The following is a 25,751-nucleotide window of genomic DNA, read 5'->3' on the forward strand; positions in this document are numbered from 1 at the left end:
TCAGCAGCTGCCCATGGCGGTGCCCTGATCGGTGCCGTAGCGGTGACCGTGTCCCGCGGGCGCGTTCAGTGCGGCGAGCAGGTCGGCGGTCGCCTGCACGAAGCTGACCACCGGAAGCCACTGGGGCAGTGGCGCATCCGTGCGGGCGCCGGTCAGGTCGGGTGCGCGCCACAGCAAGGCGGGGGACCAGTGGACCACCGGGTCCGAGGTGTTGGCCAGCACGGTCGCGCCTGCGCGATGGACCTGCCCGGCGGGCGGTCCGGCCCAGAGCGTGGCGCAGGTGCGACGATCCTGATCGGCGTCGTCGGCGAAGACCGAGCTGCCGCCGATCGCGCCGAGGCTCTGCCCGTACAGGTAGAGCTCGGGCTTGTGCTCGAGCGTGCGGATCCGGTCCTCCACGGCGGTGAACAGCGCCCGCGCGGCATCGACGGCATCGTCGCGGCCGAAGACGAAGGTCACCCAGCTGGGTGCGTAGGAGTACTGCAAGCCGACGAGGGCGACGTCGCCACCGAAGCGTTGATCGAAGCCGCGCACCGCGTTGCTGTCGATCCAGCCCGAACCGGTCGGCACCATCACCACCAGGTTCGACCGCTCGAAACCGCCGGAGCGTTCCAACTCCCGAACGGCCAGCGCGACACGGGAATCCAGATCCGGCGCCGACTCCACCCCGACGTATACCCGGGGCGGCCCGGCAGGCGCACCACTGACGAATTTGCGTCCCTCGGCACCGAGCGAAGACCAGCTCACGGCCGATGCCGCACTACCGGACCTGGCGCCCGAGTCCGGCTGCACCAGAGCCGGATCCAGCGCGGCATTGGCACCGGCGTAGGCGGCCTGCCGCCAACCCACCGCCGCTGGTGCCGCGACGAGATACAGGAACCCCGCCACGACCACGGCCAGCGAAAACCCCCGCGCCCAGCCGAGTTTGCGGAGTACCCACCCGATCGAACGGGTGATTCCCAGCAGCACGCCGACGATCAGCACCGATTCGATCAGCCACCGCAGCCAGTAACCTGCCCCGATCGGCGCCGTACTCATGGCCGCCCGCAACGAGTTCTGCCAATCCCCGGCCAGTACTACCGCGCCGAGAACCAGCGAGACGGTCCCGATCAGCAACGGTAGCCGGGCCCGCGCCAGCTTGTGATCGACATCGAAACCGGAGCGCCGCACCACGAACCGAGCGAGCCCGGCAATACCCAACGAAAGCACCACGAGTAATCCGGTCAATATCGCCTGCGCCCCAGGCGTCCGCGGCAGCAGTCCCGGAGCGAGGGAGACCAGCGTGCCCACGCCGATCGCCACCGTAGTACCGGCACGCGGCACCGAGAACCGTTGTGCCGCAGCCGATAGCGCGGTGCTCAACTTCCGGCGGACCGCACCGTGCCGCCTGCGTGCCCGCAGGTCATCGAAGCCCAGCACTGCCCCGTCGGCAAGCGCATCGTCCATGACTTCGGTGTCGACAGCTCTCGACAGTGTGCTGGTCATCACTGAACCCCCTGTACCGCAGTAGCTTTCATCGACCAGGGAACACCGGCAGTCTGCGTCGCCCGCCGCATCGTGAGCACCGCACCGAGCCCGGCCACCCCGGCACCGACCACCCCGAGCAACTGCCAGTTCGTCGCCGAATCGGCGTCGGCCGCACCGAACGTCGACTCCACTACGGGCGCCCCATAGCCCTGCCGACGCGAATTCAGATCCACGAACGTGCTCGCAATCGCCGCCATGGCATTGCACCTGGTCCGCGAGAACGGATCCGCCCGGCTCTCGCACGACTCGTGCATATGCCGATCGAGCGTGCTGTCCAACGCCTGCCGCGCCCACGGCCCGAGCGGTTCACCGCGCTGCTCGGCATAGCGCAGCAGGTCATACCCCAGGTCGTGCGCCTTGCACGCCGTCTCGAACTCCACGGGCAAGGTCACCGGCGATGAGCAGTCACCCTGCGGGTTCGCCAGCAATCCGTCGACGGCGCTCGGCCGATACCCGAATTGTGCGGCGAAGTCGTCCGGCATGGCGGCGGGGGAACCGGGACCGCCCGAGGTCAGGTCGGCCACCGCCGCACCCGCCACCGCGTTCTCGACCGGTGCGGACGCGCTCGCCGCCGCGGCGTGCGGTGCGGGCGCCAGGAACACGGCGGCGGCCATGGTGGTCAGTGCCGCGGCGGTCAGTGCCGCCGCCCGCCGCGTCGCGGAAGTCACGGAACCGGTTGCGGCGGAGGAAGAACGGGGGGCGCCTGCGGCCTGTGCGGACCGCGCCGTTGCGGGTCCTGCGGTGGTCGGTGTGCTCATGAGCTAGACGCTAGGAATCCGACCCGCTCGTGGGCCTCACGCCGGAGACCGGTTTACGGGGACATGCCCCCGGGGGAGCCCGGCCATGCCCTCCCACCTGGGTACGGGGTGCGAAATCACCCGGGGGTATGACGTGGTAGCACGCTGGACTTTCTAGGGTCGTAACTATGAAGCAGCAGAGCCGTGCCTGGGTCCGGCAAATGAGCGCCCAGATGTGGTTCGACTCCGCCACCGTGGTCGTCGCCCTCATCTTCTTCACGGTGGCCTGGCCGACCCTGCACATCACCCATGCGGTGCCGCCCGCGGTGCAGCCGTTCATGGCGGCGCTCGCCGCGTTCCCGGTGCTGCTGGTCCGGATCAATCCGGCGCTGGGCTGGGCGATCTCGGCGGGCTCCGGCATGCTCATCGCCCTGGCGATCCCGCACCAGCCGAACAACGACATGCCGATGCAGGTCGTGCACATCCTGTCGCTGTTCGTGCTGCTGCTCGCGGTGGCGGTGCGGACGACGGTGCCGATCATCGGCGTCGCCTGGGTCGCGACCTCGCTGCTGCTCGGCACCACGATGTCGAACGAGGGCGGTGTGGCGAGTTCGGTGTGGGGCTGGCCGATCGCGCTCGGCGCGGTGGTGTTGTTCGGCCTGCTCGTGCGGTGGCTGGTGCAGTCACGCAAGCAGTTGGTGCGCCAGGAAGAGGAGAACGAGGTCGAGCGGGCCCGCCGGGTGATCCTCGAAGAGAAGGCGCGCATCGCCCGCGACCTGCACGACGTGGTCGCGCATCACATGTCGCTGGTGGTGGTGCAGGCGCAGACCGCGCCGTACCGGGTGGAGGGCGTAACCCCGGCCGCTCGTGCCGAATTCGAATCCATCGGCGCCACCGCCCGCGAGGCGCTCAACGAGATCCGCGGCATGCTCGGCGTGCTGCGCAGCGACGGCCAGGCGCCCGAGCACACCCCGCAGCCGAAGGCCACCGATGTGCCGAGCCTGTTCGAGGGCGCGCTGCGGGCGGGGGTGCGGATCGCCTGGACGATCGACGGCGAGCTCGAGACCGTCCCCGACGGCGCAGGCCTGGCCCTGTACCGGATCACCCAGGAGTCGCTGTCGAATGCGTCACGGCACGCACCGGAGGCGCCGGTCCAGGTGCACCTGCGCGTCGGCCCGCTCGTGGAGCTTGTCGTCGGCAACGGCCCCACCGCCACGGTCGCTCGCCCGGTCGGCAACGGCGGCCACGGCATCGCGGGCATGCAGGCCAGGGCACTCGCCGTCGGCGGCGACCTGACCGCGGGTCCGCGCCCCGACGGCGGTTTCGAGGTGCACGCCCGGATTCCGCTCAACCCGACGACGACGCTGGACCCGGTCCTGGTCGAGCAAGCCGCCAACTGAACCGTCTCGCTGTCGAGCACTACCTCCCCTTAGGGTAGGGCGGTGGCAATAACGGTGTTGATCGCTGATGATCAGGCAATGGTGCGGCAGGGCTTCGGTGCGCTGCTCGCGGCCCAGCCCGACATCAGCGTGGTGGGGGACGCGCAGGACGGGAAGATCGCGGTGGCCGAGGCCAAGCGCCTGCGCCCCGACGTGGTCCTGATGGACGTGCGCATGCCGGAGATGAACGGACTGGACGCGGCGCGGCTCATCCTGGCCGCCGGGTTCGAGCCGCCGGTGCGGGTGCTGATGCTCACCACCTTCGACATCGACGACTACGTGTACGAGGCGCTGAGCATCGGTGCCAGCGGCTTCCTGCTCAAGGACGCGCCCGCCGAGGAGTTGGTGCGTGCAGTCCGGGTGGTCGCCGACGGCCAGGCCTTGTTGGCGCCGACGGTGACCCGGCGCCTCATCGCCGACGTGACCCGCCGCCGCTCCGCCGCCCGCGCGAAGCCGGCCCCCGCGCTGACCTCGCTGACGCCCCGTGAGCGCGAGGTGCTGGAGTTGATCGCGAAGGGCATGTCCAACACCGAGATCGCGGAATCGCTGTTCGTCGCCGAGCAGACCGTGAAAACGCATGTCTCCAAGGTCTTTTCGAAGCTGAACCTGCGCGACCGGGCGCAGGCCGTGGTGCTGGCCTACGAATCCGGACTGGTCACGCCCGGCTGACGGGTCATGGCGTGCAGCTGCCGCCGCGCAGTTCGTTCAGGTGCCGTCCGAGCAGCACGGCCAGCCGGCTCAGGATGGCGGTGGCGTCGTCGTAGGTCCCCGAATCGGCTTGCGCCGCAAGGGCTACGGCGACCATCCCGGACTCCGTCGGCACCACTCCGAATTGCCGGACCGTGTAGATGCCGGTGTCGTCGTCGGGACCCCAGCCGCCCTTGAACGCGGCACCCGGCAAAGTGCCCAGCCCCCAGGACTGTTCGGGCGTGATCTCCGACATCAGCGCGGTCACCTCGGACGTCTGCGGCAGGCACGGCAGCCGCGAGGCGAACCGCACCTGGTTCGCCAGCGTCCACTCGGTCTGCCCGAATGCCGTGTAGTCCAACCTGGTTCGCGGCCCGGCCACGCCGGTCGTGGAGTCGCCGCCCTCGTCGATCACGTCCTGCACCGCCTGGGCGGCCTCCAGACCGTCGCCGAGCGATTGCCAGAGTTGCTCGGCCGCATCGTTGTCGGAGACGGTGATGGCCGCCTCGGCCTCCTCGAGGATGCTGCGGTCCGAGTCGTGCCGCAGCGCCGCGATGGCCAGCGGGACCTTGATGGTGGACCAGGCGATGCCGCTGGTCCAGTCGCCGAAGATGGTCATCCGGCCGCCGCCGACCGGCATGATCGCCAGGCCGACCTGCCCGCCGAGGCTCGGTTGCAGCTGGGTGAAGTCGGCGGCCAGCGAATCGGGGATGGACACCGAGAGGCCGGGCCGGAAGGATCCGGCGGTGTCGACGACGACAGCGGGCCGATCGTTGTGGTTGCGGTCGCCGGGGAGCAGTGCGCACGAGGTCAAGGCGAGCAAGGTGACCAGGGCGGTGCCGCGCAGTAATCTGCGCAGCACAGATCCGGTTCCCGTCGACTTCACCACGCGTCCTCCCCACCACCCGCTCTGCGTGTCATCGCTGTCAGTCGGCGGTGCAAAATTTAGCTCATCCGGTCGACCCGATCGGTAACCGGGCGTGCGGACATTATGAACGCGTCATAGATCGTTGACGTGACCATGATGTCTCCACCATAGTTTCACCGATTTCCCGTAAGAATTCGAAACGGCGTGGCCACGGGGTTACCGGTTATGCTCCAAGCTCTGTGTGACGCGCTCGGACGTGACATCCGGGGGCCGCGGTCGACCTGAAGGGAACGTGTTGCTGACCAGCGGTGAGGTTTTCGCCGGATTCACCATCGAGAAGCTGCTCGGGCAGGGCGGCATGGGCTCGGTGTATCTGGCCCGCCATCCCAGGCTGCCACGGCAGACCGCGCTGAAACTGCTCAACCGTGAGCTGTTCACCGATACCGAGGTGCGGGCGCGGTTCGAGCGGGAAGCCGATCTGGCCGCCCAGCTCGATCATCCGAATATCGTCGCGGTGTACGACCGCGGCACCGAGGACGACCAGCTGTGGATCTCCATGCAGTACGTCGACGGCATCGACGCGGCGACGGTGACGCCGCAGAAGCTGCCGCCGGAACGGGCCGTGCAGATCATCGAAGGCGTCGCCGGGGCGCTGGATTACGCGCATGGCATGGGCGTGCTGCACCGCGACGTGAAGCCGGCCAACATCATGCTGGCCCGGTCCAGCGGCGGGCATCGCGAGCGGGTGTTCCTCACCGACTTCGGCATCGCCCGGCTGCGCGAGGATTCCACGCACCTGACGCAGACCGGCATGTTCACCGCGACCCTGGCCTACGCCTCGCCGGAGCAGATGACCGGCGCGCACCTGGATCACCGCTCCGACCAGTACTCGCTGGCGTGCGCGCTGTACTGGTTGCTCACCGGGGTCGCGCCGTTCGACGCGCCCGCCCCGGCCGACATCATCCGCGGGCACCTGCAGTTACCGCCGCCGTCCGCGTCCGCGCTGCGGGCCGGTCTGCCGCCCGCGTTGGACGCGGTCATCGCGGTGGCGATGGCGAAACGTCCCGATCAGCGGTTCGCGTCGTGCCTCGACTTCGCCACTGCCGCAAAGCAAGCGCTCGCCGGGCAGCTGCCGCAGTTGCCCACCGCGGTGCAGTACACCGCGCCGCCTGCCCCGACGGTGCTGGCGCAGCCGCCGAGCCAGGGTTCGTACCAGGCACCACCCTCGTACGCAGGCCCGGCCCCGACCTACGCTGTGCCGCAGTACACGGCGGGTGCTGTTGCCGGGCAACAGTTCCCGTCCGCCGGAACCGGCTATTCGACGCCGCCGCAGCAGTCCGTTGCTGGACAGTCGTTCGCGCCGGTCAGCCAGGCCGGCGTTGGCTATCCGCCGCCTAATTCCGCTGCCGGACAGACTTTCCCGCCGGTGAGTCAGGCCGGCGGCTACGCGCCCAGTTCCGGCGCTGACCAGTCGTTTCCACCGGTGGGCCAGGCCGGTGGTGGCTATCCGCCCAATTCCGGTGCCGGGCAAGCTTTCCCGCCGATGGGCTACGGCCCGTCGGGTGCCGCCCCTGGCTACCCCGGCCCGCAAGCCCGGCGCTCGAACACCGGCCTGGTCGCGGTGATCGCCCTGGCCGTCGTGGTCGTGCTGGTGGTCGCCGGGGTTGTGCTGATGAAACTGCTGGATTCGGACTCGGCGGCCCCGCTGGACGTCGGTAAGCCCCCCACGGCGGACACGTCCGCCGATCCGTCCCTCGTCGCCAAGGCCTTCCCGAAGATCCTCCCGCAGGGCGTCGACACCCAGTACGGAATCGGCACCGGCAAGGGCTATCACGACAAGACCTGCTTCCTGGACACCGCCAAGGCGGGCGAGAAGATCTCCAGCGACGACGACGTGCCCGCCTTCCCGAAGTGGGAGACGGGCTGGAACTGCTGGGGCGTGCCGATCGCCGAGCCGGACTTCATTGTGGTCGCCTTCAAGACGCCTGAGGATGCCAAGGCTGCAGTGCGCGATCTGCCGTCCAACACCAAGGCGACCGAACGCAACGGCGGCAAGTCCTACACCACTTATCGGTGGCAGAAGGCCGACGGCGGCTTCCCCGACGGGTTCCTGCTGGTGAGCTTCGAATCCGATCCGGCGCGGTCGAACTACCTGTTCTTCGCCAAGGTGACGCTCACTGACAGCCAGCCGGAATCCGGATTCGGCATGACCCAGCAGAAGTTCAAGACCTGGTTCACCGGATTGCCGCTGTAGTCAACGGTATTCAGTCGACCGCCAGCGCCGCCACGATCGGCAGCCGTCCCGCCCGCAGTGCGGGCGGGATCGAACCGAGCAGTGCGAGCGCGAGCGCGATGGTTCCGTAGACCAGCAGCATCGGGCTCGGCTGGTAGACGACGTCGATGGTGAGCGCTTGCGCCATGGCGAGGGTAGCCAGGTATTGCACGGCGATGCCGACGACGAGACCCAGTGCCGCGCCGGTCAATCCGATGCCCGCCGCCTCGGCGAGCACCGAACGCATCAGGAATTGGCGGCTGGTGCCCATGGCCCGCAGCACGCCGAGTTCCCTGCGGCGTTCGAGCACCGACAGCATCAAGGTGTTCAGCAGGGCCACCGTGGCCACCAGCACCACGATCCAGAGGATGGCATTGCTCATCGCCGAGCCCTGTTCGATGCTGGCGGTGGCTGCGATGACCGCGTTGGCTCCGGTGTCCACGTGCATCTCCGGCGGTACCAGTTGCCGGATCGCCGCCTGCACGGCCGCGGGATCCGCGCCGGATGCGATGTTCACCGCGACGATAGTTTCGCCGGGTCGCTCGTACCACGTGCGCAGCAGGTCGAGATCCATCATCACGACGCCGGAGATCGCCGAGAAGTACGGAATCACTTGCAGCACAGTGACGGTGCGTGGGCCGGTGGGGGTGGGCAGGGTCAGCTGGGCGCCGGCGTCCACGCCGAGCGACTTCGCCACGTCACGCGAGATCACCACGCCCGCACCGGCGGACAGCCCTGCGGCGACCGCGTCGTCCAGCATGCGCATTCGGGTCTGCCGGGCGCTGGGCGGGAAGCCCTGCAACATCACTCGGCCGCTGCCGAGGGTGGCGAAAGCCATTTGGGCCGGACTGACCTCGGCCACGCCGGGGACCGCCGCGATCCGGTCGGCTAGTCCGGCGGGCAGCAGCGGGCCGGTCGGAAACTGTGCCCTCGAGGCGGGGCTGACGTACAGATCGGTTCTGGCCAGGTCGTCGAACGTGGTGGTGGCCGAATCCACCATATTGTTCGACGCCCCGCTCATCGCGACGGTCGCCGCAACCCCGATCAGCACGGTCATCGCGGTCGCCCACACCCGGCGCGGTGCGCGTTCCAGCGTGGTCGCGCCGAGCGCACCGGGCGCACCGAACGCACGCGAGATGGTCGCTGCCGCTCGGACGAGCGGACCGGTGGCGGCGAAACAGAGCGCGATGGCCGCGACGAACGCGGTCGAGATGGCGCCGAGCGAGTAGCGGCCGAGGTCCGCCGTGGCGATCGCGACCGCCAGCGCGGCCAGCCCGAGACCCGCGACGACCGCGGCCCAGCGCAGCAGCGGGCTCGTCGTATCCGCACTGTTGACACCGACCGGGACCAACGCCTCGATGGGCTCCACCTTGTACACCTGGCGGGTGGCCAACCCGGCGGCGATCACGCTGGCGATCACGCAGGCGGCGATAGCGACCGGAATCGCGTAGCCGGGCACCAGATACTCGGTGCGCGCCTCCACCGACGACATGATGGCGACCGGCAACTGGTCGATCGCGAGGCGCCCCATGAAGATACCGAGCACCGCGCCGACGGCGCCGCCGAGCAGGCCGAGCAGCGCGGCCTCCGCGAGCAGATCCCGCACCATCGGCCCGCGCTTGCCGCCGATGGCCCGCAGCAGCGACAGCATGGGTCTGCGCTGGGCAATGGCCATGCTCATGGCGTTGTAGATGAGGAAGGCCGAAACGATCAGCGCCGCAGCCGAAGCCATCATGGTGGAGTACCGCACCAGCTGCACGGCGCTGCCTGCCTGGGCGGTGCGCAGGCTCGGGTCGGCGACCACCGCGCGACCATCGACGGCCTCGGTGAGCTCGGCACGCAAGGCCTCGACCGAGATGCCCTGCGCCGGAACGACCTGAATGGAATCCAGTCGGCCGCTCCGCCCGGTGACCTGCTGGGCGAGCCCGAGCGGTGCGGCGACGAGATGACCGCCGTTGAGCTGCTCAGACGTCTCCTCGTCGAGAACGCCTGCGACGGTGACGGTTTCGGAGCCCAGGGCGAACCGCGCACCCTCCGCATGTCCCATGGCGGCACCGACCAGGACACCGTTGGGCACCGTGAGCAGCTTGCCGACGTGCGCGGTCATCGGCCCGGCCAGCTCGCCACCCAGCGCGCCGATATTCTGATCGGCCCCGATCAGCAGGGCCCGGTCCGCGCCCGAACCGATCTGCGCGCGCACCATCGGCACCGCCTTGTCCACCCCGGGCGTGGCCGCGACACGTTGCAGCAGTTGCTGATCGAAGCCCGCGTCGGTGACGCCGGTGACCTCGAGCGCGGCCCGGCCGCCGAGGCTGTGCGTCAATCGATCCACCGACCCGGTGACCGAGCCGGAGATGCTCAGCACCGCGACGAGCAGCCCCGCCGATACCCCCATCACCACGAGGGACAGGGCGGTGCGCCCGCGGTGGACGAGGAGTTCCCCGATATTGAACAGCCGCAAGCGATCCCATGCGGCGCCGATCATGCGCTGACCGACCGCTCGGCGGCATCGTTGGACCCGATCCTGCCGTCGCGCAACGTGATCACCCGGTCGCAGTAGGTCACCGCGCTCATGTCGTGGGTCACCATCACCACCGAATTACCCGAACCGGCGATCTCGCCGAGCAGCTCCAGGATGGATGCGCCGGTCTTGGAATCCAGGTTGCCGGTGGGCTCGTCGGCCAGGATCAACGGCGGATCCATGATCATCGCCCGGGCCACCGCGACCCGCTGCATCTGACCGCCGGACAGTTCGGCGGGCCGATGGCTCGCTCGATCGCTCAGCCCGACGCGGTCGAGCAGCTCCAGCGCGCGCGGCTTGGCTTTCCGTAACCCGGTGCCGTCCAGCAGCTTCGGGATCGCGACGTTCTCCCACGCGGACAATGTGGGCAGCAGGTTGAAGAACTGGAAGATGAAACCGACCCGGTGGCGGCGGAACTCGGACTGGCGCTCGTCGTCCATCCCGCCGATCTCGGTGCCCTGGAACAGGATCGAGCCCGCGTCCGGAGTGTCCAGCGCACCGAGCAGGTGCAGCAGCGTGCTCTTGCCGGAGCCGGACGGCCCGATGATCGAGGTGAACTCGCCCGGCTCGATGCGCAGACTGATCGTGTCCAGCGCGCGGACCGCCTGCCCGCCGACTCGGTATTCCTTGGTCACGTCGGATAATTCGAGCATCGCCGGATCCGGCATCGCTGCCCCCACTCTGTTCGGTCGGTCAGATGTTCGTCCGCCGCGCTAGCGCGCCATGGCCTCCGGCGCGTGGTGGCGGCGACGATACTGTGCGTCGAGGACTGCGCGCAGCACCGGCTGCTCGGCGGCCAGCTCCAGATAAGCATCGATGGCCGACTGTCCTTGGGCCATCGCCTGGTCCAGCTTCGCGTCGAGGTGGATATTCCAGCGATAGCGCAGCGCGAGCAGCAAACCCTCCGCGCCGCCGAACAGCCGCTCCAGCTCCGGAATCCCGGTGAACAGGTGCGGATCGCCCGGATCGACGGCGGCCCGGGCCAGGACGGTGTGCACAACTTCTGTGCGGGCGTGCTGATCTTTCCAGGACATGAGCCTCGCCTCCCTGTGACGCTGCAACTCACGTTACGGACGAGCCGGTCCACCTGTCTTCGTGCCACGGACCCGAATAGATCTCCGCCCACGGTAGGAGAAGCGACCCGCTTCAGGAACGATGTACGGGCCGCGAGCGGGCGGTTAGCCTTACCGCATGGGTGTGATCGGCGTCTCCGCCCCGGCCGGCGAGCCGAGGCTGGTGACCCGCGTGTGGCGGCGCGTGGTTGTCGGTCTGCGCCGCAGCGGGGAACGGATCGCCGAGTTCGCCAGACAACCGGTGACCTCGTTCCAGCGGCGGGTCGAGGAACTGCCCTTCGACTATCCGCCGTCGGTCATCATCGCGGTCGATCTGGCGTTGGTCATCGTCGCCATCGGCGCGGCGATCCAGCGGCACAGCTACTTTCCGACCGCCCTTCCGATCCTGGCCGTGCTGCTGACCTCCGCGTTCGGCCCGATGTACGCGTTCCTCGGGGTGATGCCACGGCCGGTGACGCTCGGGTTGTTCGCGATGGCGGCCGAGGCGCTGTTTCTCCTCCAGCCGGTCTCGCCGGATCTCGCACCTTTCGTGCTCGTCGCCGCGGCTGGTGAGGTGTCGGCGATCACGGCCAAGCGGATCAGCGTGCCGGTGACCGCCGCGATGATGCTCGAACTGGTCCTGTTCGACATCTACGGGAACCTGTCGGAGGGTTTGCCGACCTATCTCGTCACCGTTGCGTTCGGGTGGATGGTCGGTGTGCTGCTGCAATATCAGCGGCGCTTCCTCTATCAGGAGCGCGGCTACCAAGACATCCGCGCGGCCCAGGCCGCCGACGAGGAACGCCGCCGAATCGCCCGCGAGGTGCATGACGTGATCGCGCACTCGCTGAGCATCACGCTGTTGCATCTCACCGCGGCACGGCACGCGCTGCAGACCGACCGCGAGGTCGACGAGGCGGTGGAATCGCTCACCGACGCCGAGCAACTCGGCCGTCAGGCCATGGCCGATATCCGGCGCACCGTCGGGCTGCTCGACGCGCGACCGTCGAAACACGTGCCGGAACCGGGTGTGGAGGACATCGCGACGTTGGTCGGCGACTTCGCCAGAGCCGGGCTGGACGTGCGCTACGTGTGCGCCGAGGACCTGCGTGCGGTCTCACCCGCGGTCGGGCTCGCGCTGTATCGGATCGGGCAGGAGTCGCTGGCCAATGTCGTCAAACACGCGCCGGGCGGGTCCGCGCTCATGCAGGTGGTGGTGGACTCGGCCGCGGTGACACTGACGGTGCACAACACGTTGCCCGCCGGCCTGCCCGCACAACCGGGCACCGGGATGGGCCTGTCGGGGATGGTGCAGCGGGCCGAACTGCTCGGCGGCCGGATCATTGCGGGCCAGTGCGACGGCGGCTGGTCGGTCCGTGCGTCCATCCCGCTGGCTCCGGTGCGCGGTGCGTGCCTCCTGACGGGCATTCCGCTCGGCGGCGCGGCGGTGAACCGGGAGGCGGGATGACGGCCCGCCGCACTCCACAGACGGGGTGCGCTCCCCGCAACGTACGGGAGGCCCTGTGACAGCGGCATCACCCGCGGAAGACGCGGTGACCGTCCTGGTAGTCGACGACCAGGAGTTGGTTCGCGGCGGACTGCGCCGGATCCTGCGCCGCCGGGACGGATTCATCGTCAGCGAATGCGCCGACGGCGACGAGGTGGTCGCCGCGGTGGCGGCCGCGCGGCCCGACGTGGTGCTGATGGATCTGCGGATGAAACGCGTCGGCGGCATCGACGCCACCCGCCTGCTGCGCTCGCGCGACGGATCACCGCCGGTGCTGGTGCTGACCACCTTCGACGACGATCAGCTGCTGTCCGGTGCGCTGCGCGCAGGCGCGGCGGGGTTCATTCTCAAGGATTCGCCGGCCGAGGATCTGATTCGCGCGGTGCGGATGGTCGCCGGTGGTGGCGCCTGGCTCGACCCGTCGGTCACCGAACGGGTGCTGTCGGCCTATCGCACCGTGCGGCCGAGCGCGACACGCACGAGCGCGAGGTTGTCCGATCTCACAGCGCGCGAGTACGAGGTGCTCGAATTGATCGGACGCGGCCGGGTGAACGCGGAGATCGCCCGCGAACTGGGTATCTCGGAAGTGACCGTGAAAAGCCATGTCGGACACATATTCGGCAAGCTAGAGCTGCGGGATCGGGCCGCCGCGATCGTCTTTGCGTTTGACCACGGGGTGGTGACACCCGGAGAATCCACTCTTTGACGGGCCGGTGTTGTGAGAGTTATGCGTGCACATCCGGCCCGGGATGTGGAGGATTGACGGGGTGGAGGCACCTGGGCCCAGAACCGGTACACGGTTCGGGCCGTACGAATTGCGGTCACTGCTGGGCAAGGGGGGCATGGGCGAGGTCTACGAGGCCTACGACACGGTGAAAGACCGAGTGGTGGCGGTCAAGCTGCTGCACGAGGAACTCGCCGGTGACCCCGCGTACCAGGTGCGGTTCCGGCGCGAATCGCAGGCGGCCGCGCGGGTCGCCGAGCCACACATCGTGCCCATCCACGACTGGGGCGTCATCGACGGCGTGCTGTTCATCGACATGCAGTTGGTGCCCGGCGTCGATCTGCGCACCCTGCTGCGCAAGGAAGGACCGCTGAGTCCGGTTCGCGCGGTGGGCATCGTCGAACAGATCGCCTCGGCGCTGGACGCTGCGCACGCGGGCGGACTGGTGCACCGCGACGTCAAGCCGGCCAACATTCTCGTCACCGCCGCCGATCACGCCTTCCTCGCCGACTTCGGCATCGCGCACACCGAAGGCGACAGCGCCGTCACGATGGTCGGCATGGCCGTTGGCTCCTACATCTACATGGCGCCGGAACGCTTCGACGTCGCCCAGGTGACCGGCCGGGCCGACATCTATTCGCTGTCCTGCGTGCTACACGAGTGCCTGACGGGTGCTTCACCTTTCCCGGCCGCCAGCATGAACGTGCTGATCCGGTCGCATCTTTCCGAGACACCGCCGCGGCCGAGCTCCCAGCAGGCGGGCATCCCGGCCGGACTCGACGCGGTGATCAGCCGCGGCATGGCCAAGGATCCGGCCGATCGGTGGCCGACCGCATCCGCCATGGCGCTGGCGGCGCGGGCCGCGCTCAGCAGTGCGCCCTCGACCGGCGTGCCGCAGGCGAGTGCGCCGTCGACGGGTGCGAATTCGGCGGGTGCGCCGAATGTGTCGCCGCCGATCGGGGCGCCCAACGTACCGCCGCCTACCGGTCCGATGCTGGTGGTTCGCGCGCCCGGCGCGGGTGGGGTGCCGCCGGAGTCGACGGGGGAGATCTCCGCCGTGATCCTGCCCAGCGCGCCGACCGTGGTGCGGCCGACCGAGATCCAGTTCACGACGCTGTCGTCCGCGCAGGAACCCACGCCGCCGCTCGGACCGACGCCGCGGTGGACACCCGATCAGGGTCTGCCGCCGGTGCGGCCGTTCCCCGACGCGCATCTGTACTCGGAGGAGTCCGGGGGACAGGTGTATTCGGAGCATGGTGGGGGACCGGAGTATCCGGATCAGTCCGGACAGCCGTATCCGGGTCCTGCCGGGGGACCGGCTTACTCGGAGCGGCCCGGTGGGCAGCGGTACTCGGATCAGCCTGGCGGACAGCCGTACTCGGAACAGCCCGGCCGGAATGACGCGGAGCCGCTCGGTGGCGAGCCGTATTCGGGTCGGCCCGGAGCACTGCCCTATTCAGGTGCGGCCGGGGGGCAAAGGTACTCGGACGAGCCCGGCCGGCAACCGTATCCGGACCAGCCTCAGGGACCGCCGGACTCGGATCGACCTGAGGGCCGGCCGTACTCGGATCAGCCGGGCGGGCGGCAGTTCTCGGATCCTTCGGAGGGGCCGGGTTACTCGGGTCAGCCGGGTCGCCAACCGTATTCGGACAGCCAGGGACAGCCGTATCCGGGGCATCCAGGTGCGCAAGCCTATTCGGCCGAGCCCGGCCAGCCGTATGCGGAACACCCTGGGGCGCAGGCATATTCGGAGGACAAGCCCTTCGTCGGCGGTCAAGCATACTCGGCCGCCCAGCAATACGAGACGACGCGCTTCCCTGATGAACCCGGCTTCGGGCGACCCCCGGGCGCCGGCGACTATCCCTCCGACGACTATCCCGACGATCACCAGCCCACCGAGGTCTACGCGGCACCGGGCGGGTACACGCCGCCGGAAGCCTATTCCGCACCGGACGACTACTACGATCCCGCAAGGTTTTCCGAGCCCGGCGGTCACGCTCGCGTCGACTATCCGCCGCAGAGCAACTATGCAAGCCGCAGCGAGTACCCGGAGCAGGGCTACGCGCCGGAGTACGACGACTACGACCCGGAGGAAGAGCCCTACTCGACCGGCAAGCGCCGGTCCATCGTGCTGCCCATCCTGATCGCGGTGGTGGTGATCGTCGTGGTGGCGGTCGTCGGAGTGGTGGGCTGGCAGGTGTTCACCTCCACCAATGTCGCGAAGCCCACCGACCAGCAGGCCGGCGCTCCGGTACCGACGGCCAGTCCGCAACCGCAGGCGCCGGGCAGTCCGTCGGCACCGCCGGTCACCTCCTCCGCCCCGGCCAAGACGACCACGGCGGTTCCGCTGCCCGCCGGTGCGAAGCCGTGTACCCAGGGCGATTCGGGCTCGGGTGCGTTCACCAAGTCCGCCACCGGCTCCGCCGCGACGACGTGTGCGTTCGCCGAGGAAGTCCGGCGGGCATACGCCGAGGCGAGCCCCGGAAGCACCACCTCGCGGAACGCACCGCGCACCGTGGTGGCGACCAGCCCGGTGACCGGCCGGACCTACACGATGAATTGCCTCAGTGAAGGCCAGCTCGTCACGTGCAGTGGCGGCGAAAATGCGGTGGTGTATGTATATTGATCGATCCCGCGCGGCTCGTGTCCGAAAAGCATTGAGCTGTGCGGCATTAGCCATGTTCCTGGTGGCCGGATGCGGGTCGGGCGCCGACCGTTCGGACGCGGACGAGACCAGCATTACCGAGGCCGCGTCGCATGCGGACCAAAAAGGCCTGTCCATCACCGTCCCCGGCACCCTGGCCGCGAGCGTCGCGGAACTACAGGCCGGGGTGCGCGGACACCTCGGTCTGGCGATCATGCCGGTCGGCGGCGACCAGGTGGTCAGCTTCGGCGACTGGACCACCGGCCCCGCCTGGTCGACCATGAAGGTGCCGTTGACCATTGCCGCCCTGCGGCGCAACCCGGGTAACGCCTCCTACGCGGTGTCGGCCGCCATCACCGCGTCCGACAACGCCGCCGCCGACACGCTGTGGCAATCGCTCGGCACGAATCAGGAAGCGGCGCAGGCGGTTCAGTCGGTGCTCCGGGAGGGCGGCGACAGCAAGACCACCGTGCCCGCCGCCAGAACCAGGTCCGAGCATTCGGCCTTCGGCCAGGCGGAATGGTCACTGGCCGAACAGGTTCGGTTCGCCTCGCGACTGCCCTGCCTGCCGCAGTCCGCGACCGTGATCAACCTGATGGAGCAGGTCCAATCGGCCCAGCGCTGGGGCCTCGGCGCGTTCAGCGGCGCCGAGTTCAAGGGTGGCTGGGGTCCGGACGCCTCGGGCGCGTACCTGGTCCGGCAGTTCGGCTTGATCTCGACGCCGTCGGGACAGATCGCGATCGCATTCGCGGCACAGCCGGACTCCGGTGCGTTCTCCGACGGGATGACGATGCTGGACAAGCTGTCCACCGTTATCTCCCAGCACTTGGACGAGCTGTCCGGCGGTCGCTGTCCTGCCTGATCAGCCGAGTTCGACCGGGTAACGGCAACCCCTGAAAATCCCGACGTATCGGATGTAGGCCACCGGGCTTACAGTGCGCCGGGTCGCGCATGTGAGGTGGAGGTGACGGGTGGACGGACCGCGGACCAGAATCGGAACTCGATTCGGTCCCTACGAGCTGCGCTCGCTGCTGGGCCGCGGGGGCATGGGCGAGGTCTATGAGGCCTACGACACGGTGAAGGACCGGGTCGTCGCGGTCAAGCTGTTGCCGACCGAGCTCGCGCAAGATCCGATGTTCCAGCAGCGGTTCCGCCGGGAATCGCAGGCGGCCGCGCGGGTGGCCGAGCCGCACGTCATCCCGATCCACGACTGGGGCGAGATCGACGGCGTGCTGTACATCGACATGCGGCTGGTGCGCGGCCACGATCTGCGCTCGGTGCTGCGCGGCGAGGGACCGCTGACACCGGCGCGCGCGATCGGCATCGTCGAGCAGATCGCCGCCGCGCTGGACGCCGCGCACGCGGAGGGGTTGGTGCACCGGGATGTCAAGCCTGCCAACATTCTCGTCACCGCCTCGGACTTCGCGTACCTCGCCGATTTCGGCATCGCCAGGTCCGCCAACGATCCCAACATGACCGGCACCGGCGAGGCCGCGGTCGGTTCCTACAGCTACATCTCGCCGGAACGCTTCGAGAACGGTCCGGTCACCGGCACCGCCGACGTCTACTCGCTGGCCTGTGTGCTCTACGAATGCCTCACCGGCACAACACCGTTCCGGGCCGAGGCGATGAGTGTGCTGATCCACTCACATCTTTCGATGCCGCCGCCGCGCCCGAGTGCGGTCCGGGCGGGGGTGCCCGCCGCCTTGGACGAGGTGATCGCGCGGGGCATGGCCAAGCGGCCGACGGACCGCTACTCGACCGCGGGCGGGCTGGCGTCGGCGGCGAAGTCGGCACTCACCGGTCGGCCGGTCGTCGCGGTCACCGAGTTGCCGACCGACCAGATGGGCGCCGTGCTGCCGAAAGCGCCGCCTACCGTGGTGTTTCCGAATGTCGGCCCGGAACAGCGGAGTCCGAACGCCTTGCCGACGGACGCGATCGTGCGGCCGCCGGTCAATGGGCGGCCCGGTGCCGGCCGGATCATGCGGCCGGAACCGAATCGAGGGCAGGGCCCGCGCGGCGAAGTCGTGCTGCGCGAACCACATCGCGTTCTCGAGCCGAGCCCCGACGCGGATACCGGCGCGAAATCCGTAGTGACCCCGGAAAAGGAGGTCGCGCCGCGGCAGCGCCGGTCGCGGCGCAGGTGGCTGCCGGTGGTCGGTGCGCTCATCGTCGTGCTCGCGCTGACCGGTGTCGTCGGCTGGCTGGGTCGAGGCTCCTTCAGTTCCGGCCCTGCGTCGCTGACGCTCGCCCCGGTCCCGGCCACCGCCAGGGGTTGCGAGACGAAATATCCGCCGGCCGGCCGTTTCCTCTACTCGGCGATCGGCACCGAGGTCACCTCGTGTGAGTTCGCCGAGGAGCTGCGCAAGGCCTACGGCGAGGGATCCGACGCCGCGGGCACCCGCCAGGTGACCGCGTTCAGCCCGCCCCTGCGGCAGAACTTCACCATGGAGTGCGTCACCCTGGACGGCCTGGTCACCTGCACCGGCGGGCAGAACGCGATCGTCTACATCTACTGAGTTTCGCGAAAGAGGTTGGCCCACCCGGGGGTCGGCCTGCCGAACCGGGCCGGGCGGGGCAAGATAGCGGCCATGCGCATCGGAGTCTTGACCGGAGGCGGAGACTGCCCCGGACTGAACGCGGTCATTCGTGCTGTCGTTCGCACCGCGAACGGACGTTACGGCGACGCGATCGTCGGGTTCGAGGACGGCTGGCGCGGTCTATTGGAGGATCGCAAGATCCAGATCCACAATGACGACCGCACCGACCGGCTGCTCACCAAGGGCGGCACCATCCTCGGCACCGCCCGCACCAATCCCGACGTGCTGCGCGCCGGGCTCGGCCGGATCAAACGAACCCTGGACGACAACGGCATCGACGCACTCATCCCGATCGGCGGCGAGGGCACGCTCACCGCGGCCAGCTGGCTGGCCGACGAAGGGGTGCCGGTCGTCGGCGTGCCCAAGACCATCGACAACGACATCGACTGCACCGACGTCACTTTCGGCCACGACACGGCGCTGAGCATCGCCAGCGAGGCGATCGACCGGCTGCACACCACCGCGGAGTCGCACCAGCGCGTGATGCTGGTCGAGGTGATGGGCCGGCACGCGGGCTGGATCGCGATCAACGCGGGCATGGCGGCGGGCGCACACCTGACGCTGGTGCCCGAGGTGCCCTTCGACGTGGACGAGGTGTGCGCCATGATCAAGCGCCGCTTCCAGCGCGGGGACAAGCACTTCATCTGCGTCGTCGCCGAAGGCTCGCATCCCGCCGAGGATTCCGGGTTCGCATTGCGGGCGGGCGGTATCGACGAATTCGGGCACGAACGGTTCACCGGTGTCGCCCAGCAGCTCGGCGCGGAGATCGAACGCCGCATCGGCAAGGAGGTCCGCACCACGGTGCTCGGCCATGTGCAGCGCGGCGGCAGCCCCACCCCATATGACCGGGTGCTGGCCACTCGATTCGGCTTGCACGCCGCCGAGGCCGTGCACGCGGGTCAGTTCGGGCAGATGGTGGCGTTGCACGGCAGCGCCATCGAGCTGGTGCCGCTGGCCGAGGCCACCAAGCAGCTCAAGCGGGTGCCGGACGAGCGTTATCGCGAGGCCGAGGCCTTCTTCGGCTGACCCGAATTCGCCAGGGACCCAGCCGATCAGCGGATGCTCGGCGGTGCGGCCGGGGCCGCCGGGTTACGCTGGCGGGCATGGCCGACTTACACGTGAACGACCTGCCGGACGCCGACGTCGCCGTGCTGCGGCGTCGGGCAGGCGCCGCCGGACTCCCGCTGCTGGGTTACGTGCGCGAAGAGCTCATCGCGCTGGCCCGTAAGCGCACCGCCGACGACACGGTCGTGGAGTTCCTGGAGTCCGAAGGCCGCGAGCTCATCCCGGAGATCGATGCCGCCGCCGTCGCCCTCATCGACGTCTACGACCTGCCCGCCGACGCCCTCGGTACCTTCGGTCGCCGCGCCTACGCCACCGGCCTGCCGCTCAGCGACTACGTCCGCCAGTCGCTGATCACCTCCGCCCGACGCAGCACCTTCGACGACGTCATGCTCGAATTCCACGAGGCCCAGGATCGCGACCCGAGTCTGAACCTCGACATGGACGCCGTCGCCGCCTCGGTCCGCTACGCGCGCGGGGAATGACGAGTTCCGTACGGTCGACTCTGTACGGAACCGGTAGGTAAACTCCGCCCCCGACGGACTGGTCGGTCAGTAAGGGGCAGTGTTGACATCGCCGATCTCCGGGCTCATCGCGTGGCCGGTAATCGGCTACATCGCCATCGTCGGCGCGGGCAGACTGCTCTTCACCAGGAACACCATCTCCGACCAGTTGGTCAATCGTTCGTTCCTGTGGGGCCTGAGCGGCTTGGTGTTGTTTCGCTGCACGCAGACCACGAGCATCAGCAGTGTGGCGAACCAGCTCGCGCTGGGCTGCATCGTCATGTTCGTCATGCACCTCTACGGCCTCGCCCGGTTGTGGGAACCCGGCGCCGACCCGGCGGTGACCTGGCGGCGTCAGCGGATCTACAGTGCGGTCGGCTTGCTGGCGGCGGTGTTGACACTGATCGCCGGGCCGACCGCCGGACGTGCCGAACAACTGCCCGACCCGAACCTGAACTGGGGTGGGCTCGTCGTCTGGGCCGCACAGGGAGTTCCCCTGGCGGCGACAACCCTGGTGCAGACCCGGCTGGCTCTTCGAGAACTCCGGCGGGAAAACCGGAAACCGCTTGCGAAAGCGGTTGGTGCGCTGATGCTGCTGGCCTATGTGCCGACGTACGTGGCACTGGTGCTCATGGCCGGCGAAATAGTCCTCGGGTGGGACCTGGGGTATCCACCGGTCGGCCGGGCGGAGATCGCCTTCACCTTCGCGGCCGTTCTCGCTAGCACACTCGTCGCGGGTCCGGTGGTCGGACATCTGCTGGAATACGCGGGCCTGGACCGTGACGGACGGATCTGCTGTCGCTTGCGTCCGCTGTGGCGCGACGTCACCGCGGCCGTGCCGGAGATCGTGATGTTCCCCGCGGGTGACGGGCTGACTCGGCGCGACACGACCGCCCGTCTCCTACGGATGACCGTCGAGATACGGGACGGCGCTACTGCATCTCGGGCCTTACCTGCCTCCCGCGCACATCAGGTCTCCGGCGGCTCACCAGGACGTACAGCTGAGGGACTACGCGAACCGCCTCGCACTGGCGGCCGGTGCCCGGCGGGCCGGAGTTCCGCCCTCCAACACAGGCCTTGTGCAGCAACCCTTTCCGCCCGCGCAGGACTTCGACACCGAACTCCGCCAGCTGCTGGACTTGGCACGAGTCTGGTCGTCCGCCCGCGCCACGCCGAAGGTGTCACCGGGGATCGGTACTGTTGGGACATGCGCACTGGGCGACTGATCGCGTTGGCACTGTTCGTGATTGCGACGCTGGTCGCGGGCTGCTCTTCGGGATCGGACTCGAATCCACCAGAGCCGACAACCGGTGACTGGCACGGTGCGATCGAGGTGCCGGGGCGGCCGACTCAGATCGGCGTGACGTTCACCGACAAAGGCACGGCCACCATCGACATCCCGTCGCAGAGCGTCAAGTCGGTGGAGTTGAAGGACGTGAAGTCCGATCGGAGCGGGGTGTCTTTCGCGATCGCCGATGTCCCAGGCGACCCGAAGTTCCGTGGCGAGTACGAACAAGGCCCCGACCAGATCACCGGCGATTTCCTCCAGGGCGGCGAGACGTTCCGGCTCGTGCTGCAGCGCGGCAAACTGCCTCCGCCGGTCCGCCCGCAGGAGCCGAAGCCGCCGTTCCCGTACAAGGCCGAGGACGTCACCTACCGCAACGGTGACCTGACGATCGCGGGCACCCTGACCAAGCCCGAGGGCACCGGACCTTTCCCGGCGGTCCTGTTGATCACCGGCAGCGGACCACAGGACCGTGACGAAGAACTGCTCGGCCACAAGCCTTTCCTGCTGATCGCCGACACGTTGACCAGGGCGGGATACGCCGTCCTCCGGGTCGACGACCGCGGCGTCGGCGGCACCGGCGGCAAGCTGGACGACGCGAACTACACCGATCTGTCCAATGACGCCGCGGCGGGCGTCGGCTTCCTGCGTGGTCGCCCGGACATCGACCCGGCCCGCGTCGGCCTGTTCGGGCACAGCGAAGGCGGCTACCTCGCGCCGATGGTCGCCGCGCGGCCCGACAGCGGTGTCGCCTTCCTCATCCTGATGGCCGGACCGGGCGTCTCGGGTGCCGACGTGCTCGTCGAGCAAACCCGGCTGATCACCGCCGCCAGCGGCGCCCCCGCCGACGCCGTCGACAAACAGGTCCGGGAAACCGCCGAACTGGCGGCACTGCTGAAAGCGGGTGACCTGGCGGGGGCGAAGGAGTTGGTGCGCAAGCAGAACGAGGCCAAGCCCGCCGACCAGCGTGCCCCGGAATCCCAGGTCACCGCCGGGATCACGCCGTACCTGGCCGCTCTGGTCGCCTACGATCCGGCCCCGGCGTTGTCGGCGCTGCGCGTTCCGGTGCTCGCGTTCTTCGGCGAAAAGGACTTGCAGGTGCCGCCCGGCCAGAGCGAGCCCGCGATGCGAGCCGCCCTCGCCGCCAACCCTGATGCGACCGTTCATGTGTTCCCTGGTCTGAATCACCTGATGCAACCCACCGAGACCGGGCGTCCCGACGAGTACAGCGAGATCGAGACGACTGTCTCGCCGGAGGTACTCACCTATGTCACTGGCTGGTTGACCCAGCGGGTCCAACCGAAGTAGGCGTGGGTGTGAGCCCGTGCGTTCCCGTGCGGGGCTTTACATAGAATGTCAGCCATGAGCACACCCACACTCGACTTGATGGATTACTCCGATGTCATCGCCCGGTTCGAGCCGGTGCTTGGCATGGAGGTCCACGTCGAGCTGTCCACCGCGACCAAGATGTTCTGCGGGTGCCCGACCGAATTCGGTGCTGGCCCGAACACCCAGGTGTGCCCGGTGTGCCTCGGTCTGCCCGGTTCGCTGCCGGTGGTGAACGAGAAGGCCGTCGAGTCGGCGATCCGCATCGGGCTCGCGCTGAACTGTTCGATCACTCCGTGGGGCCGGTTCGCGCGCAAGAACTACTTCTACCCGGATCAGCCGAAGAACTACCAGATCAGCCAGTACGACGAGCCCATCGCCACCGAGGGCTACCTCGATGTGCTGCTCGACGACGGCAGCACCTTCCGGGTGGAGATCGAGCGTGCGCACATGGAAGAAGACACCGGCAAGTCGACCCACGTCGGCGGCGCGACCGGTCGCATCCACGGCGCCAGCCACTCGCTGCTCGACTACAACCGAGCCGGTGTGCCGCTGGTCGAGATCGTCACCAAGCCGATCACCGGCGCAGGGGAGCGCGCCCCCGAGGTAGCCCGCGCGTACGTCACCGCGCTGCGCGAGGTGCTCCGGTCGCTCAACGTCTCCGACGTGAAGATGGAGCAGGGTTCGCTGCGCTGCGACGCCAACGTGTCACTGATGCCGATCGGCGCCAAGGAATTCGGCACCCGCACCGAGACCAAGAACGTGAACTCGCTGCGCAGCGTCGAGGTCGCCGTCCGCTTCGAGATGCGCCGCCAGGCCGCCGTGCTGGCCGGTGGCGGCACCATCGTGCAGGAGACCAGGCACTTCCACGAGACCGACGGCACCACCTCGCCGGGCCGGATCAAGGAAACCTCCGAGGACTACCGCTACTTCCCTGAGCCCGACCTGGAACCCGTTGCGCCCGAGGCGGAATGGGTCGAGCAACTGCGCGGCACCATCCCGGAGTACCCGTGGCTGCGCCGGTCCCGCATCCAGTCCGACTGGGGACTGTCGGACGAGGTGATGCGCGACCTCGTCAACGCGGGCGCGCTCGACCTCATCATCGCCACCGTCGACGCGGGTGCCCCCGCCAACGAGGCGCGCTCCTGGTGGGTCGCCTACCTGACCGAGAAGGCTAAGGAGCGCGAGGTCGCGCTGGAGGATCTGCCGATCACCCCCGCCCAGGTCGCCGAGGTGATCAACCTGGTCGAGGCCAAGACGGTGAACAACAAGGTCGCCAAGCAGGTTGTCGACTTCGTGCTGGCCGGCGAGGGCGAGCCCGCCCAGATCGTCGAGTCCAAGGGGCTCGGCATGGTCAGCGACGACAGCGCTTTGCAGGCCGAGGTGGAGAAGGCGCTCGCCGCGAACCCGGATATCGCCGAGAAGATCCGCTCCGGCAAGGTGCAGGCCGCGGGCAAGATCGTCGGCGACGTGATGAAAGCGACTCGCGGACAGGCGGATGCGGCGCGCGTGCGGGAGCTCGTGCTGGCGGCCTGCAGCTGAACCTGCTGGCCTGCAGGGGGTTGCAGGCATTGACGAGGTTTGCCGCTAGGCAGTTCGACACGACGTGGGCTGCCGACTGGTTGAGTTGCCTCGCGAAGGTTCGGCGGCGCGGCAGTCAGGCGCATCGACGGGTTGCGTTGCCTCGCAACGGTTGGGCTGTAGTCGGGCACTGCCGACTCTCCGTTGCGTCTGCTGCGCGGGGATCGGCTCATCCGCCGGACCTGTTCGGACGCAACCACCTTCGCAATGTAAACGGGCCGACTCCGTGGAGTCGGCCCGTTTACCGTTCGCCGGAGTCTAGTCCGGTCCGGTCCCACCGGACTGCGGCGGCGGAATGCGTACTACCCGATCGTCATTCGGCCCTGGCTGGCCGTCGGTCTTGTTGACGGTGCCCACCCAAATGGCGCCGTCCGCGCCGACGGTCGCGCCGCCGAGCTGTCCGTACTTGTCCTGCGCGATCAGGGTCGGCGCCGAGGTGACCTCGTGGGTGTTGGCGTCGGCCGCCGCGATGGCGAGGGCCTTGCCCTTGGTCAGCGCGATCGCGACACCGTCGGTCGCGGCGGCGCAGCCTGCGACGCCCGGGCGGTCCGGCCAGGTCCACGCCGTAGTGACCGCACCGTCGCCGCCGAGCCGCTGCAACCGGTCCTCGACGGGGGTGCGATCGGTGATCCAGACGCTGTCCTTGCTGTCCCGGCAGATATCGCCGGCGACGCCGATGCCGGACACCGCGATCTCCGCGGCGGCGCCCGGGGCGGGGGAGTTGACCCGCAGCAGCTTGCCCGCCAGCGAGGACGGGGAGTTCGCGGCGTCGGGGTTGCCCGCATCACCGGTCAGCACCAGCATCTGGGTGGGCGTGACGAAGTCGATGGCGCCGTGGTTCCCGGTGGCGCCCTTGGGGATTCCGGTGAGGATGTCCTTCGGCGGGCCGCCGCCCTGGGCGATGCGGACCACCCGGTTGTCGCTGGGCGTGGTGATGTAGGCGTAGATCAGGCCGTCTTCCCGGAACGTCGGGGAGAGCGCGAGGTCGCTGAGACCGCCGTCGCCGGAGCCGTCCACCTCCACCCGCGCGTACTCGCTCGGCGGCGTTTCCGGCGCGACCTTCAGGATGCGGCCGGTGCGCCGCTCGGCGACCAGCGCGCCGTCGCCGAGCGCGACCAGTCCACCCGTGGTGTCCAGGCAGGTGGCCACCACCGCGGGATCCGGGTCGATGCACGGCCCGCTGGGCCGGGTGGTCGACGTCTGCTCCTGTCCCGGTTTCTTCGGGTCGATGTTCGCCCCGTGCAGCGTCGGCTCCGGCGTGAACGGGCTCGACGCCGAATCATCGAACCGCGCGCAGCCGGACACCAGCACGGACCCGAGCACCAAGCTCGCCGCAACGCGACCCACGACAACCAACCTCATAGCTCAGACGTTACGGAAAACCGTCCGACACCGCCGCTCCCGGGTCCGGTGCGC

19 protein-coding genes are annotated in these 25,751 nt (G+C 69.0%); 12 read left to right on the top strand and 7 right to left on the bottom strand.

Translation table 11 applies throughout. From position 1 onward, the window contains the following. Both NN4_RS07265 and NN4_RS07270 read right to left on the bottom strand, forming a co-directional pair. Positions 1-1,485, bottom strand: a complete 1,485-nt coding sequence (locus NN4_RS07265) for an alpha/beta-hydrolase family protein (RefSeq protein ID WP_246180749.1) — start codon at positions 1,483-1,485, stop codon at positions 1-3. Further along, positions 1,485-2,285: a hypothetical protein gene (locus NN4_RS07270; RefSeq protein ID WP_246180750.1), complete on the bottom strand. Its 801-nt coding sequence runs from the start codon at positions 2,283-2,285 to the stop codon at positions 1,485-1,487. Before NN4_RS07270 ends, NN4_RS07265 begins: the two co-directional genes overlap by 1 nt. 167 nt (positions 2,286-2,452) lie before the next feature. On the opposite strand from NN4_RS07270, the gene NN4_RS07275 reads away from it, so the two are divergent. Further along, entirely contained in the window at positions 2,453-3,664 is a 1,212-nt protein-coding gene (locus NN4_RS07275; protein ID WP_246180751.1) for a sensor histidine kinase, read from the top strand. Positions 3,665-3,706: 42 nt separating this feature from the next. After that, the gene (locus NN4_RS07280; protein WP_135232589.1) at positions 3,707-4,372 is read left to right on the top strand and encodes a response regulator; all 666 of its coding nucleotides are present in this window, start codon (positions 3,707-3,709) and stop codon (positions 4,370-4,372) included. Between the two features lie 4 nt (positions 4,373-4,376). Here NN4_RS07280 and NN4_RS07285 read toward each other — a convergent pair whose 3' ends face one another. Further along, positions 4,377-5,276 (bottom strand): serine hydrolase, encoded by a 900-nt coding sequence (locus NN4_RS07285; RefSeq protein WP_246180752.1) that lies wholly within the window; start codon positions 5,274-5,276, stop codon positions 4,377-4,379. 274 nt (positions 5,277-5,550) lie between these two features. Here NN4_RS07285 and NN4_RS07290 point away from each other — a divergent pair, with 274 nt between their 5' ends. Further along, positions 5,551-7,512, top strand: a complete 1,962-nt coding sequence (locus tag NN4_RS07290) for a serine/threonine-protein kinase (protein ID WP_246180753.1) — start codon at positions 5,551-5,553, stop codon at positions 7,510-7,512. Between the two features lie 10 nt (positions 7,513-7,522). Here NN4_RS07290 and NN4_RS07295 read toward each other — a convergent pair whose 3' ends face one another. From NN4_RS07295 to NN4_RS07305, 3 genes are read right to left on the bottom strand one after another with little or no spacing between them, the layout of a single operon-like run. Continuing rightward, positions 7,523-10,015 (bottom strand): ABC transporter permease, encoded by a 2,493-nt coding sequence (locus NN4_RS07295; RefSeq protein ID WP_147129189.1) that lies wholly within the window; start codon positions 10,013-10,015, stop codon positions 7,523-7,525. Continuing rightward, positions 10,012-10,719, bottom strand: a complete 708-nt coding sequence (locus NN4_RS07300; RefSeq protein ID WP_147129190.1) for an ABC transporter ATP-binding protein — start codon at positions 10,717-10,719, stop codon at positions 10,012-10,014. The genes NN4_RS07295 and NN4_RS07300 overlap by 4 nt, the downstream gene beginning before the upstream one ends. Positions 10,720-10,764: 45 nt before the next feature. Further along, the gene (locus NN4_RS07305) at positions 10,765-11,085 is read right to left on the bottom strand and encodes a hypothetical protein (protein WP_147129191.1); all 321 of its coding nucleotides are present in this window, start codon (positions 11,083-11,085) and stop codon (positions 10,765-10,767) included. Positions 11,086-11,242: 157 nt separating this feature from the next. Here NN4_RS07305 and NN4_RS07310 point away from each other — a divergent pair, with 157 nt between their 5' ends. The 9 genes from NN4_RS07310 (at position 11,243) to gatB (ending at position 24,296) form a co-directional block, all read left to right on the top strand. Continuing rightward, positions 11,243-12,571 (top strand): sensor histidine kinase, encoded by a 1,329-nt coding sequence (locus NN4_RS07310; protein ID WP_147129192.1) that lies wholly within the window; start codon positions 11,243-11,245, stop codon positions 12,569-12,571. A gap of 55 nt (positions 12,572-12,626) precedes the next feature. After that, complete coding sequence (locus tag NN4_RS07315; RefSeq protein ID WP_147129193.1) at positions 12,627-13,316, top strand: response regulator; 690 nt, start codon at positions 12,627-12,629, stop codon at positions 13,314-13,316. A 61-nt stretch (positions 13,317-13,377) separates the two neighbouring features. Continuing rightward, positions 13,378-15,960 (top strand): serine/threonine-protein kinase, encoded by a 2,583-nt coding sequence (locus tag NN4_RS07320; RefSeq protein WP_246180754.1) that lies wholly within the window; start codon positions 13,378-13,380, stop codon positions 15,958-15,960. A 52-nt stretch (positions 15,961-16,012) separates the two neighbouring features. Beyond that, on the top strand, positions 16,013-16,840 hold the full coding sequence (locus NN4_RS07325; protein WP_147129195.1) for a serine hydrolase family protein: 828 nt from the start codon (positions 16,013-16,015) through the stop codon (positions 16,838-16,840). Positions 16,841-16,949: 109 nt separating this feature from the next. Then, positions 16,950-18,497 (top strand): serine/threonine-protein kinase, encoded by a 1,548-nt coding sequence (locus NN4_RS07330; protein WP_246180755.1) that lies wholly within the window; start codon positions 16,950-16,952, stop codon positions 18,495-18,497. Between the two features lie 72 nt (positions 18,498-18,569). Next, positions 18,570-19,604, top strand: a complete 1,035-nt coding sequence (locus NN4_RS07335; protein WP_147129196.1) for an ATP-dependent 6-phosphofructokinase — start codon at positions 18,570-18,572, stop codon at positions 19,602-19,604. A 77-nt stretch (positions 19,605-19,681) separates the two neighbouring features. Further along, a complete protein-coding gene (locus tag NN4_RS07340; protein ID WP_147129197.1) occupies positions 19,682-20,125 on the top strand; it encodes a hypothetical protein in 444 nt (147 codons plus the stop codon). Between the two features lie 82 nt (positions 20,126-20,207). Continuing rightward, positions 20,208-22,736, top strand: a complete 2,529-nt coding sequence (locus NN4_RS47110) for an alpha/beta fold hydrolase (protein WP_246180756.1) — start codon at positions 20,208-20,210, stop codon at positions 22,734-22,736. A 54-nt stretch (positions 22,737-22,790) separates the two neighbouring features. Then, positions 22,791-24,296, top strand: a complete 1,506-nt coding sequence (gatB, locus tag NN4_RS07350; protein WP_186818311.1) for an Asp-tRNA(Asn)/Glu-tRNA(Gln) amidotransferase subunit GatB — start codon at positions 22,791-22,793, stop codon at positions 24,294-24,296. Between the two features lie 297 nt (positions 24,297-24,593). Here gatB and NN4_RS07355 read toward each other — a convergent pair whose 3' ends face one another. Continuing rightward, on the bottom strand, positions 24,594-25,697 hold the full coding sequence (locus tag NN4_RS07355) for a PQQ-dependent sugar dehydrogenase (protein WP_147129199.1): 1,104 nt from the start codon (positions 25,695-25,697) through the stop codon (positions 24,594-24,596). Positions 25,698-25,751: the final 54 nt, after the last annotated feature.

Source organism: Nocardia ninae NBRC 108245, assembly GCF_007990755.1.
In the GTDB taxonomy this organism is placed as follows: Bacteria; Actinomycetota; Actinomycetes; order Mycobacteriales; family Mycobacteriaceae; genus Nocardia; species Nocardia ninae.